Annotated in this window: 18 protein-coding genes; 7 read left to right on the plus strand and 11 right to left on the minus strand. The window is 30.2% G+C overall.

Going from position 1 to position 18,038, the window contains the following annotated elements; genetic code table 11:
* Positions 1 to 20: 20 nt before the first annotated feature.
* The 10 genes from R3X25_RS14445 to R3X25_RS14490 all read right to left on the minus strand — a co-directional run bounded on the left by R3X25_RS14445 (position 21) and on the right by R3X25_RS14490 (position 8,935).
* On the minus strand, positions 21 to 896 hold the full coding sequence (locus R3X25_RS14445; RefSeq protein ID WP_317675670.1) for an electron transfer flavoprotein subunit beta/FixA family protein: 876 nt from the start codon (positions 894 to 896) through the stop codon (positions 21 to 23).
* Between the two features lie 148 nt (positions 897 to 1,044).
* Positions 1,045 to 1,896 (minus strand): enoyl-ACP reductase, encoded by an 852-nt coding sequence (locus R3X25_RS14450; RefSeq protein ID WP_317675671.1) that lies wholly within the window; start codon positions 1,894 to 1,896, stop codon positions 1,045 to 1,047.
* Between the two features lie 49 nt (positions 1,897 to 1,945).
* A complete protein-coding gene (gene recN / locus R3X25_RS14455; RefSeq protein WP_317675672.1) occupies positions 1,946 to 3,598 on the minus strand; it encodes a DNA repair protein RecN in 1,653 nt (550 codons plus the stop codon).
* Between the two features lie 24 nt (positions 3,599 to 3,622).
* Positions 3,623 to 4,507 (minus strand): DUF4835 family protein, encoded by an 885-nt coding sequence (locus R3X25_RS14460; protein WP_317675673.1) that lies wholly within the window; start codon positions 4,505 to 4,507, stop codon positions 3,623 to 3,625.
* The gene (gene coaBC, locus R3X25_RS14465; RefSeq protein ID WP_317675674.1) at positions 4,500 to 5,714 is read right to left on the minus strand and encodes a bifunctional phosphopantothenoylcysteine decarboxylase/phosphopantothenate--cysteine ligase CoaBC; all 1,215 of its coding nucleotides are present in this window, start codon (positions 5,712 to 5,714) and stop codon (positions 4,500 to 4,502) included. Before coaBC ends, R3X25_RS14460 begins: the two co-directional genes overlap by 8 nt.
* 3 nt (positions 5,715 to 5,717) lie before the next feature.
* Entirely contained in the window at positions 5,718 to 6,044 is a 327-nt protein-coding gene (locus tag R3X25_RS14470; protein WP_317675675.1) for a DNA-directed RNA polymerase subunit omega, read from the minus strand.
* The gene (locus tag R3X25_RS14475) at positions 6,034 to 6,861 is read right to left on the minus strand and encodes an outer membrane protein assembly factor BamD (RefSeq protein ID WP_317675676.1); all 828 of its coding nucleotides are present in this window, start codon (positions 6,859 to 6,861) and stop codon (positions 6,034 to 6,036) included. The genes R3X25_RS14470 and R3X25_RS14475 overlap by 11 nt, the downstream gene beginning before the upstream one ends.
* Before the next feature lie 114 nt (positions 6,862 to 6,975).
* Positions 6,976 to 7,491, minus strand: a complete 516-nt coding sequence (locus tag R3X25_RS14480; protein ID WP_317675677.1) for a ferritin — start codon at positions 7,489 to 7,491, stop codon at positions 6,976 to 6,978.
* A 46-nt stretch (positions 7,492 to 7,537) separates the two neighbouring features.
* Positions 7,538 to 8,413: a 4-hydroxy-tetrahydrodipicolinate synthase gene (dapA, locus tag R3X25_RS14485; RefSeq protein ID WP_317675678.1), complete on the minus strand. Its 876-nt coding sequence runs from the start codon at positions 8,411 to 8,413 to the stop codon at positions 7,538 to 7,540.
* Positions 8,414 to 8,935, minus strand: coding sequence for a DUF6913 domain-containing protein (locus R3X25_RS14490; RefSeq protein WP_317675679.1), 522 nt, complete (start codon positions 8,933 to 8,935; stop codon positions 8,414 to 8,416).
* A 54-nt stretch (positions 8,936 to 8,989) separates the two neighbouring features.
* Here R3X25_RS14490 and R3X25_RS14495 point away from each other — a divergent pair, with 54 nt between their 5' ends.
* The 4 genes from R3X25_RS14495 to R3X25_RS14510 all read left to right on the plus strand — a co-directional run bounded on the left by R3X25_RS14495 (position 8,990) and on the right by R3X25_RS14510 (position 12,216).
* On the plus strand, positions 8,990 to 9,739 hold the full coding sequence (locus R3X25_RS14495) for a 5'-nucleotidase C-terminal domain-containing protein (RefSeq protein ID WP_317675680.1): 750 nt from the start codon (positions 8,990 to 8,992) through the stop codon (positions 9,737 to 9,739).
* A 6-nt stretch (positions 9,740 to 9,745) separates the two neighbouring features.
* Entirely contained in the window at positions 9,746 to 10,660 is a 915-nt protein-coding gene (locus R3X25_RS14500) for a metallophosphatase (RefSeq protein WP_317675681.1), read from the plus strand.
* A gap of 24 nt (positions 10,661 to 10,684) precedes the next feature.
* Positions 10,685 to 11,725 carry a GMP reductase gene (locus R3X25_RS14505; protein WP_317675682.1) on the plus strand — a complete coding sequence of 347 codons (1,041 nt, stop codon included), beginning with the start codon at positions 10,685 to 10,687 and terminating at the stop codon, positions 11,723 to 11,725.
* Positions 11,726 to 11,832: 107 nt separating this feature from the next.
* Positions 11,833 to 12,216: a DoxX family protein gene (locus R3X25_RS14510; RefSeq protein ID WP_317675684.1), complete on the plus strand. Its 384-nt coding sequence runs from the start codon at positions 11,833 to 11,835 to the stop codon at positions 12,214 to 12,216.
* Here R3X25_RS14510 and R3X25_RS14515 read toward each other — a convergent pair.
* On the minus strand, positions 12,213 to 14,105 hold the full coding sequence (locus R3X25_RS14515; protein ID WP_317675685.1) for a hypothetical protein: 1,893 nt from the start codon (positions 14,103 to 14,105) through the stop codon (positions 12,213 to 12,215). The two genes, R3X25_RS14510 and R3X25_RS14515, sit on opposite strands and share 4 nt — an antisense overlap.
* A 206-nt stretch (positions 14,106 to 14,311) precedes the next feature.
* Here R3X25_RS14515 and R3X25_RS14520 point away from each other — a divergent pair, with 206 nt between their 5' ends.
* Genes R3X25_RS14520 through nrfD form a run of 3 tightly spaced genes read left to right on the plus strand, consistent with a single transcriptional unit; the run spans position 14,312 to position 18,037 of the window.
* Positions 14,312 to 16,555, plus strand: a complete 2,244-nt coding sequence (locus R3X25_RS14520) for a molybdopterin-dependent oxidoreductase (protein WP_317675687.1) — start codon at positions 14,312 to 14,314, stop codon at positions 16,553 to 16,555.
* The gene (locus tag R3X25_RS14525; protein ID WP_317675688.1) at positions 16,552 to 17,085 is read left to right on the plus strand and encodes a 4Fe-4S dicluster domain-containing protein; all 534 of its coding nucleotides are present in this window, start codon (positions 16,552 to 16,554) and stop codon (positions 17,083 to 17,085) included. The genes R3X25_RS14520 and R3X25_RS14525 overlap by 4 nt, the downstream gene beginning before the upstream one ends.
* A 10-nt stretch (positions 17,086 to 17,095) precedes the next feature.
* Positions 17,096 to 18,037, plus strand: coding sequence for an NrfD/PsrC family molybdoenzyme membrane anchor subunit (nrfD, locus tag R3X25_RS14530; RefSeq protein WP_317675689.1), 942 nt, complete (start codon positions 17,096 to 17,098; stop codon positions 18,035 to 18,037).
* Position 18,038: the final 1 nt, after the last annotated feature.

An 18,038-nucleotide genomic window follows, 5' to 3' on the forward strand; every position in this document is an offset into this window, starting at 1 on the left:
TTCATTTTAAGTTATATCAACTACCCAATGGTGTGATGTTTAATTAATTCTTTAATCATTCCTTCAATATCGCTATCTGAATCAGTTAAAACCTTGGATTCGTTTGCTGTTAATACAATACTTGAAACGCTTTTAACTTTAGTTGGTGAACCTGCTAAACCAATTTTTTCTACATTGGCATCGATATCTTCTACACTCCACTCTGGAATTACTAAATACGGTCTCTTTTTATGTAACTCTTCTAAAACAGGATCTCCTTTTCTCATTTCAGTTTTAGTTCTGGCGTATTTGTATTTCATTACATTTTTAGCATGTCTAGATCTACATTCTGGTGAAGAACCATGAACAGTCATTAAACAAGGAAATGGTGCGGAAACAGTTTCAACTCCTTTTTCTAAACGTCGTCTGGCAACAATTTTATCTTTCTTAATATCTAAAATTTCTTCAACATAGGTTACTTGAGGAATATCCAATTTATCAGCACATTGTGGTCCAACTTGTGCAGTATCTCCATCAATAGCTTGTCTTCCACCTACTATTAAATCATAGTCGGCAATTTTTTTAATTGCTTGAACAATAGTATAACTTGTTGCTAATGTATCTGCACCACCAAAACGTCTATCTGAAATCATTATTCCATTATCAACTCCGCGATAATAACCTTCACGAATAATGTCGGCAGCTTTTTGCGGCCCCATTGTTAATATAGTAACCTTGGTTTCTGGTATACGATCTTTTATGTTTAGTGCTAATTCCAGTGCATGTAAATCATCTGGATTAAAAACGGTTGCTAGCTTACCCCTGTTAACTGTACCATCGGGTTTCATGGCATCAGGGCCTACATTTCTTGTGTCTGGCACTTGTTTTGCCAACACAATTATTTTAAGTGGTCTCATCTATTTTTTAGGTATATTTTTTAATATCCTATAAAATTAAATGATGCGTATGAAATAAAACGTGATATTACTCATACTCAATAAAAAAATAGTATAAAAAAAAGCGATGATTTATAATCATCGCTTTTAAATTAAAGTTATTATTTTATTACTTATCTGTTTCTTCTATAGTGTCTGATTCATGTTCAAAAGTACTCATAAAATTTTCCATAATTGGGTTACTTACTCCCATATTAGAGAATCCACCATCATGAAATAAATTTTGAAGTGTTACTTTTTTAGTTAAATCTGAAAATAAACTTATAGTATAATCTGCACATTCTAATGCTGTTGCATTTCCTAATGGAGACATTTTTTCTGCATAGGCAATAAACCCATCAAAACCTTTCACTCCACTTCCAGCTGTAGTTGGCGTTGGAGATTGTGAAATTGTGTTAACACGAACTTTTTTTTCTATTCCAAAGAAATAACCAAAACTACGTGCTACAGATTCTAGATATGCTTTATTATCTGCCATATCATTATAATCTGGAAAAACGCGTTGTGCAGCCATATATGATAAAGCTACTATACTTCCCCACTCGTTCATAGCATCTTTTTTGTGTAACATACTCATTACTCTATGAAAAGATAATGCCGATACATCAAAACCCGTTTTTGTAAAATTATAATCTTGGTTGGTGTAATGGTTTCCTCTACGAACATTTACAGACATTCCTATTGAATGCAATACAAAGTCAATTTTACCTCCTAAAATTTCAACAGCTTTATCAACTAAAACTTCTAAATCCATCATGGAAGTAGCGTCAGCAGGAATTACTTCAGAACCTGTTTTTTCGGCCAACTCTTTAATAGTACCCAATCTCATAGCTACAGGTGCATTTGTTAATACAAATGTTGCTCCTTCCTCATGTGCTCTTTCTGCAACTTTCCAAGCTATTGATTTTGAATCTAACGCTCCAAAAATAATTCCTCTTTTTCCTTTTAGTAAATTATGCATACTATTTTATATTTTTGTTTTAGTAATTTGGTGGCAAATATAACAATTATTAGTTAAGCAATTGTTTTGCGTGTTGCAAAGCTGTTTCGGTAATATTTTTACCTCCTAACATTTCAGCAATTTCATTAATTCTTTCTTTAGAACTCAACTCTTTTAACTGTGTAATTATATCTCCTTTTTGATCTATTTTATAAACTTTATAGTGTTGTTTTCCTTTAGAGGCAATTTGTGGTAAATGTGTAATAGTAATTACCTGCATATTAGCACTCATTTGCTTCATAATTTCAGCCATTTTTTGAGAAACATCACCTGAAACTCCAGAATCTATTTCATCAAAAATAATGGTTGGTAACTTTAAATATTCCGAAAGGATTGCTTTTACAGCTAACATTATTCTAGATAATTCACCTCCTGATGCTATTTTTTTTAATTCTCCAAAGTTTGCACCTTTATTTGCTGAAATTAATAACTCTAATTCATCTTTACCATTTGATAAATAATTAGATGAATGTTTTAAATTAAACTGAAATCTGGTATTTTCCATACCAACAAAAGCTAATAACTTTTCAAGTTTTTTAACCAATTTTGGAATTGCTTTTAAACGTTGATCTGAAATAGTTTTTGCAAGTATATCTATTTTACCTGCAACGTTATTTAATTCCGTTTCTTTGGCTTTTAATATTTCTGAAGAGTTTTCTACTAAAGCAACCTTTTCTGATAAATTATTACAAATTTCTAATAATTCTTTTACGCTTGATGCAGCATGTTTTTTTTGAAGGTTGTAAATTAACTGAAGTCGATCATTTAGCTTCTCTATTTCTGAAGCATCTAATTCAACATTCTCATTGTAATTTTCAATTTCTGAAGCAATATCTTCAAACTCAATTTTTAAACTATTTATTCGTTCAAATAAATCTGAATATTCTGTAGAAAATGATTTTATCAAATTCAAATTATTTGAAAATGAGTTTAAAAGTGATTGCAAGCCAACTTCTTCATTAAAAGCAATGGATTGAGCTTCTGATAAATTTAATTTAATAGCTTCAATATTATTTAATTTATCTAATTCTTTTTCTATAACTTCCTGTTCATTCTCTTTTAACTTTGCATCCTCTAATTCATTGTATAAATGCAAATTATACTCGTACTGCTCCTTTGATTTTTCTTGTTGCAGTTTTAGCTGATTAAGTTCTTTATTTAGTTTTGTATAAAGCTTTAACCCTCTTTTATACGATTCTATTTTAGCAGTTGTATTAGCTAAAGAATCTATTATTTTAAATTGAAAATCGGTATTAGAAAGTTGTAGTGTTTGATGTTGAGAATGCACATCTATTAATTGTTCACTTAAATTTTGTAAAACTGAAAGTGTTGTTGGTGTATCGTTTATAAATGCTCTTGATTTTCCGCTTGGTAAAATTTCACGACGAATTATAGTTTCGTTTTCAAAATCTAATTCGTTTTCATCAAAGAAAAATTGCAATCCATAATTTTGAATTGAAAATTCTGCTTCGATAATACATTTTTTATCTGAATTTTTTAAGGTAGAAGAATCTGCTCTTTTACCTAAAACTAAACCTAAAGCTCCTAATAAAATAGATTTACCTGCACCTGTTTCACCAGTAATTATAGATAAATTATCTTTGAAATTAACTGTTAAGCTTTCAATTAAAGCATAATTTTTTATGGAAAGTTGTATGAGCATTTTTTAGCTAATTTTAAAAAATTACTACATGTTATTCCATTTCGAAGTATTTATCGGAGACATTTTTAACAAAATTTCCTTTAAATCACTTTTATCAAAATAAGGACCGTCAGAAAAAACATCTACAATTTCATCTGATTTAGAATCCATAAACACACGTAAAAGAAATGCGTTTGGGCGATTGTCAAATATGGATTTTATTTCTGAAATTGCATCTGCTATAGAAGCTTTGGCCTTTTTTTTATCTTTTGAAAAATAATCTAATCCATTTAAATGATATTTATACATTGCCGTTCTATATGAAGCATACGTTGGAGACAACAAATTATCTACCAAGGTAAATCTTGTGTTTGTTCCATCGTTTTGATTCCAACCTTTATAACCACTTTGCTGTGCTTGAACTACAATGTTTTGTGCTTGAGTATAATATGGTGTTCCTCCATTTAACGAAAATGTATCTGTATCCATCCCTATAATAGTATAGGCATAAAATGAAACTATAGAAACTAAATTAGACTCAAAGCTATTTTCATTAAACTGTAAAGGTTCATATTCAGTATATTGAAATGAAAAATTACTATCTTTAAAATTAAATACAGGTGTTAAATACAATGCTCCATAAACTGGTCGAGATGATTGAACTTGGATATTTCCTTTAAAAGAATTTCCTTCCCTTTCTAAAATAGTTAATGTAAAATTACAACTAATTCGTTCTTGTTGTTTGTAATTTAAATTTGTCCAACGTTTTTGACTTACAAATTCATTAAGCGCATTTTCTAATGTCTCAAAAACTTGTTTGTTTGAACCCGAAATTTTATCAGAATTTATTGTTATTGTACAATCTAACTCTTGAGCATTCAGCTGAAAAGCTGAAATTAAAACTGATAAAAACAATAGGAATCTACGCATATATTTTATTCAAAATTTCATTAAAAATATCTTGAGCGACTTCAGCTTTAGATTTTAGACTAAATTCTGAAATTTTTTCGGATTTATCAATAATAGTTACCTTATTTGTTTCAGATTTAAATCCGGCACCTTTATCTTGTAAAGAATTCAATACAATCATATCTAAATTTTTCTTATTCAATTTAGACTTTGCATTTTCTAATTCATTATTAGTTTCTAAAGCAAAACCAACTAAAAACTGTTTGTTTTTGGCTTTACCTAGTGAAGCTAAAATATCTTGTGTTTTTACCAATTCAATATTCATTGAATCGGTTGATTTTTTTATTTTTTGGACTGCTACTTCTTTAGGTTTGTAATCTGAAACCGCTGCCGAAAGTATTGCAATATCAACTTTGTTATATATACTTTGTGAAGCATTGTACATTTCTTCAGCACTAACTACATCAATTCTTTCAATTAAATTATTTGAAACTTTTTGATGCGAAGGTCCTGAAACTAAATATACTTTTGCTCCTAAATTTGCAGCCCTTTTTGCTAATTCAAATCCCATTTTTCCTGAAGAATGATTTCCTATAAAACGTACAGGATCTATTGCTTCGTATGTTGGACCTGCTGTAATTAGCACTTTTTTATTATGAAGTGGAAGATTTTTTAAAATATCGTTTTCCATAAAAGAAACAATATTTTCTGGTTCTTCCATTCTACCTTCTCCAATTAATCCGCTTGCTAAAAACCCACTTGAAGGTGGAATAAATACATTTCCAAATGTTTGTAAAACTTCTATACTTTGCTTTGTTGTTGGATGTTTGTACATATCCAAATCCATAGCTGGCGCAAAATAAACTTTACATTTTGCAGATAAATAAACTGCCATTAACAAATTATCACAAACACCACTTGCCATTTTTGCTAACGTATTGGCTGTAGCAGGTGCAACTAACATATAATCGGCCCACAAACCTAAATCTACATGACTGTTCCACTCATCTGTATCTTCTTCTCCTTTTTCGTAAAAAGAAGTAGCTACAGGATTGTTTGAAAGTGTTGAAAGTGTTAAGGGAGTTACAAAATCAATAGAAGCCGGAGTCATAACTACTTTGACTTCGGCTCCTGATTTTATAAATAGTCGAACTAAATGTGCTGTTTTGTAAGCAGCTATACCGGCAGTTACGCCTAAAAGAATTTTTTTACCGCTTAAAATAGACATTTATTACTCGTTTGTATCTTCTGGATTTCTATGGTAAATTTTACCATCTAACCATTCTTCAATTGCAATTGCAGTAGGTTTAGGTAATTTTTCGTAAAATTTAGAAACTTCAATTTGTTCTTTATTTTCAAAAACTTCATCTAAACTATCGGTATATGTAGCAAACTCTTCTAATTTCTCAATTAATTCAGTTTTTAAATCACCGTTAATTTGTTGGGCTCTCTTTGCTAAAATTGTAATTGCTTCGTACAAATTTTCTGTAGGAGCTTCAATTTTATTTCTATCGTACGTTATAGTACTAGATGCTGCATTTGTATTTTTATAGTCCATTATTCTCAGTTTTTAATTCTATTACAGAGCTTAACTCTTTAGTTAAATCTTTTACTTTATCTTCAGTTTCAGCTAAATACTCCGATTTAGGATAACTTTTTTTAAAACGCTCGTGATATTTTATAGCATTTTTAATTCTCTCTTCTTTCTTTCGAAAAATACTATTCATTCCTAATTCATAACCAGCTAAAAATTTAACATATAAAGCTTCTTCTTTATATTTTGTTCCTAGATAGTCTGATAATAAATTGTCAACTGCAACTACTGTAGCAATATAGTCTTCAGTATGGTAATATTGACGAGCTATTTCAAAAGATTTTTTTTCTAATTTCACAGTAAGCTCACTAATATATTTATTTGCATCAGCTACTCTTGTAGAGCTTGGATATTTATAAATAAAATTTTGCAATGCATTAATGGCTTCATTTGTATCTTTTTGATCTAAACTAAAAATTGGTGAAGCTAAATAATAACTGTGCGCTGACAAATATGCTGCTTCTTCTAATTTAGAACTTTTAGGGTAATTTTTTGCGAATTTATCAAAATAATAAGCTGCTAAACTATATTGTTTTGTATTGTAATGAGATTGCGCTATCATATACTGAATACGCTCCATTTGAGGTTTTCCTCTATAACTTGGTGTTATTTTTTCAAAAAGTTGAATAGCTTTAGAAAATTTTTGATTTTCATACATTTCAGTAGCCATTTTATATTGTTCGGTTACCTCTCCTTTATTCAAAACTTTTTGATATTCGCCGCACGACGCTAAAGTGAATACGGCACAAATAATTAAAATATAAATTTTATTTTTTTGCATTTGGCAAAAGTACTTATTAATTATGGATTATTAAAATATTTATTAACTGACCACAAAAATAACGGTTGAAAAGAATTTTAAGTATGTAAAGCTCTTAATTGTTTGTTAATTGTTCTATGCTCCTGGCATTACTGAACTTGTAACAACCAGTTGTTTAACATCATTGTCAAATAAATACAAACCACCTTTATCGTCACCTATTAAGTTAATTTTGTCTAAAATTGTTCTAGCTTGTGCTTCTTCTTCTATTTGTTCTGCTACATACCATTGTAAAAAGTTGTGTGTTGCATAATCTCTTTCTTCTAAAGAAATATGAACTAATTCGTTAATACTTTGAGAAACAAAAATTTCATGTTTTAATAAAATTTCAAACATCTTTTTAAAAGAACCAAATTCAATTTCAGGTGCATTTAATTCTGAAATTATTGCATGACCTCCACGCTCATTAACATACTTAACTAGCTTTAACATATGTTGACGTTCTTCATCTGAAGCATCATACATAAATTGAGAAACACCTTCTAAACCTTGAACTTCGGCCCAACAAGCCATTGCTAAATATATTTGTGATGATTCTGCTTCGTGTCTAATTTGCTTATTTAAAGCTGCCTGCATATTATCTGATAACATAATTTTCTTTTTTTTGAATTACTTAATTTATTTTAAAGTAAAATTACTAATAATTCTCAATAAAAGTGTTAATTTTTTGTTGCAATTGTGACGTGGCCTCAACTAATGGCAAACGAACATCTAACCCGCAAATATCAATTTTTTGTAAAAGTGCTTTTATTCCTACCGGATTTCCTTCTTCAAAAATTAAATCTATACTATTCATTAATTTATAATGAAGTTGATATGCTTCTATATTATTTCCATCTAACCCTAATTGAATTAGTTTAGAAAAATCTTTTGGCAAACCTTGACCAATAACAGAAATTACTCCTGCTCCACCAGCTAATGCAATTGGTAAAGCTATCATATCATCGCCAGAAATAACCATAAAATCTTTAGGTGTGTTTTGAATTAGTTTCATTGCTTGTACAATATCACCTGCTGCTTCTTTAACTGCAACTATATTTTCAAAAGCGTTTGCTAACCTAATTACCGTTTCTGGAGCAATATTACTACCTGTTCTACCTGGCACGTTATAAATTATTATTGGCTTTGGTGAAACTTCAGCAATTGCTTTAAAGTGTTGATAAATTCCTTCTTGACTTGGCTTATTATAATATGGTGAAACTGACAATACTGCGTCAAAATCACTCAAATCTGTAGTTTTAATTTCAGCAATAACATTTGCTGTGTTATTTCCTCCTATTCCTAAAACTAATGGAAGTCTACCTTTATTAACATTAATTATTTTTTGCTTAACCAATTCTTTTTCTTCAGTAGTTAAGGTTACAGCTTCTGCTGTTGTACCCATTACTACTAAATAATTAATACCATTCTCTATTTGAAAGTTTACTAAACGTTCCAAACCATCAAAATCAACCGATTTATCACTATTAAAAGGTGTTACCAATGCTACTCCAGTACCTAATAATTTTTCCATTTATAATTTGTTTAATATGGTTAAGTATTTTTTTAATTCTGAATTAAAACATTTAAAATCACCTTTTTCACAACTAATTAATAATTGATATAACTTGTTATTAAGATATGAAAAACCAACATTAAACGCAGAATTACACTGCAATAATACTATGTTAGCGTACAAATTATCAACTTTATTATAGTTTATTAACAAATCATATTTTTTTGTTAAACAACTACTCAATTCTTCTGATTTAATATTTCCAAACCAACCAAAATCACTTGGGTAAATTGCATTTTCAACTTTCTTATTTTTAACCTTCTTATTTAAAAACACAAAAGGCTTAATTAACTCTTTATCAACCAATAAAAACTCCGATATTTGTTCAATCAATTCAACCTGTTTTTCTTCAGAATCACAAAAAAACAGAACACTTTTTACTTTGTTAGAAGTTGAATCTGAATTTTGGAGATTAAATTCTTTTATTTTTTTCTTGAAAAAAAATTGATTTGTTTTTCGTTTAAATCCTGTAAAAATCATCTATATTTGAAGGTTATTTGCACAAAAATAATTAAAAACAATAGTATTTCAATAATGAAAAGATTTATTCTCTTACTTTTTACAATTTCACTATTATTTAGTTGTAAAAATGAGCCACAAAAGTTAGTAAAAATAGAAGGCAAATTACTTCCAATTACTGAAAAAATTGAAAGTGTCAAAGAAATTGATGACTTTATAAAGCCTTATAAAATAAAGGTTGAAAGCGAAATGAATACAGTTTTAAGTTACACACCAAAAGATTTAGTTAGAACAGATGGTGAACTTGAAAGTACTCTTGGAAACTTAATGGCAGATTTATGCTACCAACGTGCAAATCCTGTTTTTTATTCCAGAACTAAAAAAAATATAGATTTTGTTATGTTAAATTTTGGTGGCATTAGAGCTGGAATTACCAAAGGAGATATTAAAACTCAAAATGCTTTTCAATTAATGCCTTTTGAAAATAATTTAGTTGTAGCTGAACTTTCAAGCGAAAAAGTACTAGAATTAGCTGATTATTTATTAAAATCTAAAAGGGCACATCCACTTTCTAAACAGATTAAAGCTATAATAGAAAACAACAAAATTAATTTCAAAATAAACAACAAATCAATAGAAAAAGATAGAACTTATTTTGTGCTAACTTCTGATTATTTACAAAATGGAGGAGATAGCATGAATTTCTTTAAAAATCCAGTTGAATTGTATAAAATTGATTATAAAGTACGAAATGCTATTATAGATTACTTTAAAGAAGTTGATACTATAAAAGTAGAATTAGACGGAAGATTTATTAAAAAATAGGAAGTTATGAAAAGAAGAAATTTTATACAAAAATCAACAGCAGCTTCTGCGTTTTTAACTTTAGGAGGTTTAAGTTTAGAATCTTTTGCTTCAAAAACAACAAAACACATTACTATATTACATACTAATGATACGCATAGCCATTTAGAAGCATTTCCATCAACTCACTATAAATATGCAAACCAAGGTGGAGTTGCTAGAAGAGCAACTTTAGTTGAACAAATTAGACAAGAGAATCCAAATACTTTGCTATTAGATGCTGGTGATATTTTTCAAGGAACCCCTTATTTTAATTTTTATGGTGGAGAACTTGAATTTAAACTAATGAGTATGCTTAAATATGATTTAGCAACTATTGGAAATCACGATTTTGATAATGGCGTAGATGGATTATATAAACAACTACCACATGCAAAATTCGATTTTGTTTCTGCAAATTACGATTTTAAAAATACCATTTTAGATACACATGTAAAACCTTATAAAGTTTTTATAAAAGAAGGAATTAAAATTGGAGTTTTTGGTTTAGGAATTGAATTAGAAGGCTTGGTAGATAATCGTTTATACAAAGAAACTAAATACCTAGACCCTGTTGAAATTGCTAAAGATACAAGTAGAATTTTAAAAGAAGATGAAGGCTGTGATTTGGTAATTTGCCTTTCTCATTTAGGATACTTTTTTAAAAAATCTCCTGAAAAAATTTCAGATTTAAATTTAGCCTCAAAAACAAAAAACATAGATTTAATTATTGGTGGACACACACATACATTTTTACCAAAACCTACAATAACAAAAAATAGTGAAGGTGAAAATGTTTTAATTAATCAAGTTGGCTGTTATGGAATAAATGTTGGAAGAATTGATTTTTATTTCGACAGTGACAAAAATGTTGTGAGTAAAGGAAAAAGTATTATTGTTTAATAGAAAATAATTTAAAAAAATAAAATGCGCATAGAGCAAGGATTAAAATTAGGATTTAAGGATGTAATGATAAGACCCAAACGTTCAACATTAAGTTCGCGATCAGAAGTAACGCTAGATCGAAAGTTCACGTTTAAACATAGCAATCACAAATGGAATGGGGTTCCAATTATGGCTGCAAACATGGATACAGTTGGCACATTTGAAATGGCAAGAGCTTTAGCTAATCATAAATTATTTACTGCAATTCACAAACATTATACAATAGACCAATGGAATAAATTTATAAATTCATTATCTAAAAAAGAAACAGATTATATTGCTGTAAGTACAGGTACAGGAAAATCAGACTCAAAAAAAATAGCCACTATTTTTGAACAAAATCCCCAATTAAAATTTATTTGTATAGATGTTGCTAATGGGTATTCAGAACATTTTGTAAATTTTGTTAAAGATACACGAGACAAATATCCAGATAAAGTAATAATGGCTGGAAACGTAGTAACAGGCGAAATGGTTGAAGAATTAATTTTAGCTGGTGCTGATATGGTTAAAGTTGGTATTGGTCCAGGCTCGGTTTGTACTACTCGTGTTAAAACTGGTGTTGGCTACCCACAACTTTCAGCAATTATAGAATGTGCCGATGCCGCTCATGGTTTAGGTGGTCAAATAATTTCAGATGGAGGCTGCAAAATACCTGGCGATATTGCAAAAGCTTTTGGTGGTGGAGCTGATTTTGTAATGCTTGGAGGCATGTTAGCTGGACATACTGAAAGTGGCGGACAAATGGTTGAAGTTGATGGTGAAAAAATGAAACTTTTCTATGGAATGAGTTCGGAAACAGCAATGAATAAACATACTGGTGGAGTTGCAGAATATAGAGCTTCAGAAGGTAAAACAGTAAAAATTCCTTATAGAGGTGATGTTGATGCTACAGTTCAAGATTTTCTTGGTGGATTGCGTTCAACTTGTACTTATGTTGGAGCAAAACGATTAAAAGAATTAACAAAAAGAACCACATTTATACGTGTTCAAGAACAACACAATGAGGTGTTTTCAAAATAATTTTAGTTTAAATAACTTATTAAAAGTGGCAAAAATTATTTTGCCACTTTTTTTTGCATCTATGTAAATTTCTAAAGTTTTAACGTCTAAAAGTTAAAACCATATTCATGGGCAAAAAAATAATTTTAGTTTTCAGAATTATAATTTCAATTCTATTAATACAAACATTACAATATAAATTTACAGCACACCCAGACAGTGTTTATATTTTTTCAAAAGTAGGATTAGAACCTATTGGCAGAATAGGTATTGGCATTCTTGAGTTTATTGCTGCTTTTCTTATTATTATTCCAAAAACAATTTGGATTGGAGCTTTACTAACAGTTGGAATAATTGGAGGTGCAATTATAATGCATTTAACCCTTTTAGGAATTAAAATAGATAATGATGGTGGTAAACTATTTTATATGGCTTTATTTATTTTTATTTTAAGTGCCATTATACTTTTTAATCAACGTAAAAACATTCCAATAATTGGTAAAAACTTCTAATTCCAAACTGGAACTACACATTTTTCACTTAATTTATTTAATAAAGGCTTAATACCTAAAACTATACTTTGTTCCATAACTTTTGAATCATCTTTATGGCATTGTAAACAAGCTCCTACAGTTAATAATTCTTTCTGTTCATTAATAGTAAAAGGTCTAAAATCTGTTCTTGTAGAATTTACAACTCCTTTTGGTGTTTCACCTAAAAATGGAATCCAAGAATCTTCCGGTAAGTTATCGTTCTCATTTAAAGCATATTCAGGCGTAAATTGCCACTTTCCTACTCCATTTTCAATTATAAAAATTAATTCTCCATTTCCATAACCTAAAGTTGTTGAATTTGTATGACAGCTTTTACAATCTCTAACTTTTGACGTTGTAGTGTGTGGTGAATTTGGAGCATACAACCTATGAAAAGAAACATCTTCTCCATTTTTTTCACCAGCATAACTTCCTTTATCAATGGTTAAAATCATTCCAGGAACAGCAGGCTCAATATGTTTTCCATTTTCATTAATACGAACTCCTAAAGCAGGTTTAAAATTCCCAAACTCTGCAACAAACTCTTTCCATTGCCCTTTTACATATTTTCTATCTAATAAGTCAAATGCTTTACTCTCATCCTTATCAAATTCATTATGGCAACCAATGCAACGCGTTGTCCATGAAGAATGACACGTTGAACAAGCCATATTTTTATGCGCATTATCTCTTGAACAAACCTCACTTTGCGGATTTAAAGGATATAATTCTTTATCCTTTTTCCCTATTAAAAATGTATTTCCTAAAGAATCAACAAAAGTGTTTACTAAAGGATGGCCTCCATTTTTTACTGAAATAATTCCCTTGTCTATATGCGAATATTCTCTATGCATAAACACCAATAAACTTTCAGTATCCAAAGAATCATACGAAATTATATTTGGTTTATTTTTAAAATGACAATCAGAGCATTGCAGTTTTACGGCTTGTTCTTCATGTGCATATTTTTTACCATCTCCCATTACTTCATGAGAACTATGGCAATCTATACACAACAATCCTTTTGTATGATGCACATCTTCTTCAACATATTTATATACACGTTTATCTTCTAAAACTCTAAATCCTTCTTTTGAAGTCAATTCTTCTTCATCTAATAAAGTTTCTTGCCAACCTTCATAATTAGTAGAAATTCTACTAGATCGGCTGTGGCAACCAAAACAATGCTCATTACTAACAAAAATATCTGTAGAAGGATGCGATTGAGGTAATTTCTTTTTATTTGAAGTTATATACGTTTGAAGTTCTTTTTTAGCAGCCTCAGAATAGTTTAAATGGCACGCATTACAACCTCCACCTCTACTCAACTGCGTAATTGCTCCAAAATCTTTTTTCTCTGCACCTAAATGACAATTAGCACATAAATCTCGTAAGTGCTTATCTGAAGGTGAATTTTTAATTTGTTGAATGTGATATTGGTAATTTGGAGAATCGGCTTCGCCAAAAATAAATTTATCAACAGCTACTAAACCGCTATTAGTGGTCATTAATGAGTTTTCAATTTTATGAAGTTCATTTGGATGACATTTTCCACATGTTTCTTTTGCATCTGCTAAATTTCCCGGAATAAGAACCATTCCTTTATGTGAATCTTCTTTTGTCAACGCTTCAACATTTCCTAAATGACAACTAGCGCAACCAATTAAATCTGGATTATGAAATTTTGAATAACCTTTTGTATTTGAATGGCAAACTAAACACGTTTCTTTAGCAACTGTAGTTAATGCAGTATACTCTTGTTTACTTATTTTTGAATAAGAACCTTCAGAATTTATAAAGAGTTTATAAATTCCAAAAGCACTAATTAACACTAGTACAACTCCTATTTTAAGAAAATTTGATTTCATAAATTCAATTGTAAATACAAACTTACAACATTCTTATTTATAACAATTTTCAATAAATTTTAAACCACTGATTACCAAACCACTAAAACTTTCAACTACTTTTAATGTAACTAAAGTTACCATACTTTTCTAGCTCTTATGACTTTTATCATGCTATAAATTTTAAACAAGAAATACCTTTAGCAAAGAAATATAATTAAACAAATATGACTACTTCAAGACGAAAATTTATCAAAATTTCCGCTTTGGGTTTAGGAGGTGTTGCGGCTACAACATCAACTTTTAGCATGTTCGGTTCTAGTTCGTATTTAAACGAATTAGTAAAAGAGAACGTTTCAAAAAAGTTGAAAATAACACCTACATACTGCGAAGTTTGTTTTTGGAAATGTGCTGGTTGGACTTATAGTGATGAAGACGGAAATATCCAAAAAATAATAGGAAATGAAACTGACTCACATTGCAACGGAAGGCTTTGCCCTAGAGGAACAGGAGGTGTAGGTATGTACACCGACGAAGACCGACTAAAAACTCCATTAATTAGAACAACAATTAACGGCGAAGAAACTTTTAGAGAAGCAAGCTGGGATGAAGCTTTAGATTTAGTTGCTTCAAAATTTAAAGATATAAAGGAAAAACACGGTGCTGAATCGCTTGGATTACTAAAACATGGATGTCCAGGTTGGCATTTTGAACATTTGTATAAGTCTCTTGGTTCAGATACTATTGCTGAACCAGCTTACGCACAATGTAGAGGACCTAGAGAAACTGGCTTTGGCTTAACTTTTGGCTCTTGGGTGGGTTCTCCAGAACCAACCGACATTAGAGATACAAAATGTTTAGTGCTAATAGGCTCACATATTGGAGAAAATATGCACAATTCTCAAGTGCAAGAAATGTCTGATGCTATTGATAATGGAGCCACCATTATTACTGTTGACCCACGGTTTTCAACCGCAGCAAGTAAGTCTAAACATTGGTTAGCTATTAAACCCGCTACAGACATTGCTTTACTACTCTCTTGGATGAATGTTTTAATTGAAGAAGAGTTATATGATAAAGAATATGTAGAAAAATACGGTTTTGGGTTTAATGAGTTAAAAGAATATGTTCGTGAATTCACACCAGAATGGGCGTATGGAATTACAACTATAAAACCAGAAGAAATTAGAAAAACTGCAAGAGCAATGGGCAATGCGGCACCTTCTGTAATTGTACACCCTGGAAGACATGTAGTTTGGTATGGCGATGATACACAACGAGAAAGAGCTATTGCTATTTTAAATGGTTTATTAGGTTCTTGGGGAAGACGTGGAGGATTCTATTTTAAAGAAAAAATTAACGTTCCTAATTTTCCTCATCCAGAATATCCAGAACCAAAATGGGGATGGAAAGAAATTGGCGAAAAATACCCATTAGCTCAAATGGGAGTTACTAATGAAATAATTAATGCATCAATACCAAACAAAAATAATAAATACTCAATTAAAGCATGGATGGTTACTGGTACAAATTTAATTAAATCAATACCAGACACTAAACAATTAAAAGAGGCAATGGATGCGTTAGAATTTATGGTTGTAATAGATACTATGCCTACAGATATTACCGGCTATGCCGATGTAATATTGCCAGAATGCACATATTTAGAGCGTTCAGATATTGTCCGTTCAGCAACCAACAGGCATCCTTCAATTGCTGTTAGATTTGCCGCTGTTAAACCTAAATACCAAAGTAAACCAGGAGCTTGGATTGCAAAAGAAATTGGTATGCGTTTAGGATTAGAAGACTATTACCAATATAAAGATTTTGATGAAGTTATTGATTGGCAGCTAAAAGAGTTAGGAACTTCAAGAGAAGAAATGGAAAAGATAGGTGTAAAAAACTACCCTAGAACATCGAGACCAATGTATTTAAATGAAGACGAAACTTATGAATTTGGTACAGCTAGTGGTAAAATAGAATTCTATTCTCACGAATTAAAGAATCTTGGTTTTGATCCAATGCCTACTTACACTCCACATCCTGAACCTCCTCAAGGGTTTTATAGATTAAATTATGGTAGATCTCCTATGCATACGTTTAGTAGAACAGCAAATAATCCTAATTTAAACGATCTTAAAAGTGAAAATAATTTATGGGTAAATCCTAAAACTGCAAGAATATTAGGATTAAAAACCAATCAAGAAGTTTGGTTAAAAAATCAAGATGATATTATTTCAAATTTCTCTATAAAAGTTAGAGTAACTGAAAGAGTTAGATGGGATTCTGTTTATATGGTACATGGTTTTGGCCATGATAACAAAAAACTAACACGTGCTTTTGGAAAAGGAATAGATGACACAAAAATGATTTCAAAAATATTTGTAGACCCAATAATGGGTGGAACAGGTATGCGAGGAAATTTTGTTTCTATTTTAACTGAAAATCCACATAAAACTGTAGAGCTATGAGATATGCAATGGTAATTGACACTTTAAAATGTGTTGGATGTAGCGATTGTGTAGTTGCTTGCCAAACAGAAAATAACGTACCTATTGGGTATTGTAGAGATTGGATAACAGAAACTGTAAGCGGAGCATATCCAACTATTGAATTAGAACTAAAATCTGAACGATGCAACCATTGTGAAAATGCACCTTGTGTACGTTGTTGTCCAACGGGTGCAAGTCACCAATTAGATAATGGAATTGTACTAGTAACTGCCGATGAATGTATTGGCTGTGGAGCTTGTATAGAATCTTGCCCTTACGATGCGCGTTACCAACACCCTGATGGTTATGTTGATAAATGTACATTTTGTCATCACAGATTAGAAAAAGGACAACTTCCAGCATGTGTATCTGTTTGCCCTACAAAATGCATGTATTTTGGAGATTTAGACAATCCAAATAGTGAAGTTTCTAAATTGTTGAAAAACAGAAAATGGAAAACTTTGGCTCCTGAAGCAGGAACTAAACCTAAAGTTTATTATCTAATTTAATAGTAAAATTATGCAAGAAGAATTATTTACAAGCGGAAGAAATATTCCGAATATAGATCCTTCATTAGAAATTTGGCACTGGCCAATTTCAGTTTATTTATTTTTAGGAGGGTTGGCTGCTGGACTTTTATTTTTTGCAGCTTTAATAACTGTTCTAAAAAAAGACAAAGAATACCCAACAGCTGTAAAATTTGCATCTATAGTATCTCCAATTGCTTTAACTCTTGGTTTATTAGCTTTATTTTATGATTTAACTCATAAAATATATTTCTGGAGATTGTACACTACAGTTAGAATTGAATCTCCTATGAGTTGGGGAGCTTGGGTATTACTAATAATTACTCCATTATCTTTTTTATGGGTAATGAGTTATTACACTGAATTATTTCCAAACTGGAAATTAAAATTTGAATTTTTAAATACCATTGAAACATTTCTTCAAAAAAATAGAATGAATATGGCTTATGCTATACTACCATTATCTATTGTACTTGGAGTTTACACAGGTATTTTATTATCAGCTTTTAATGCAAGACCTTTGTGGAATAATGCTATACTAGGACCTTTATTTTTAACTTCTGGATTATCTACAGGAGCAGCAACAATTATACTTTTAGCTAACACAGCAAAAGAAAAACATTTATTTAGTAAAATAGATCTAGGTCTAGTAATTTTAGAACTAGGTTTAATTGTACATATGATAATGGGAATGTACGCTGGATCTGAAGTACAATTAGAAGCTTTACAATTATTAATAGGTGGAGAATTTACAATGATGTTTTTTGGTTTTGTAATAATTCTTGGATTAATTGTTCCAGCAATAATGGAGTTTTTAGAATTAAGAGGATTTAAAATACCTGTTGCTATACCCGCTTTATTAATATTATTAGGTGGTTTAATTTTACGATTTGTTATGGTAGAAGCAGGACAAATAACACGTTACCTTTATTAAA

It is taken from the genome of Lutibacter sp. TH_r2 (assembly GCF_033101135.1).
In the GTDB taxonomy this organism is placed as follows: Bacteria; Bacteroidota; Bacteroidia; order Flavobacteriales; family Flavobacteriaceae; genus Lutibacter.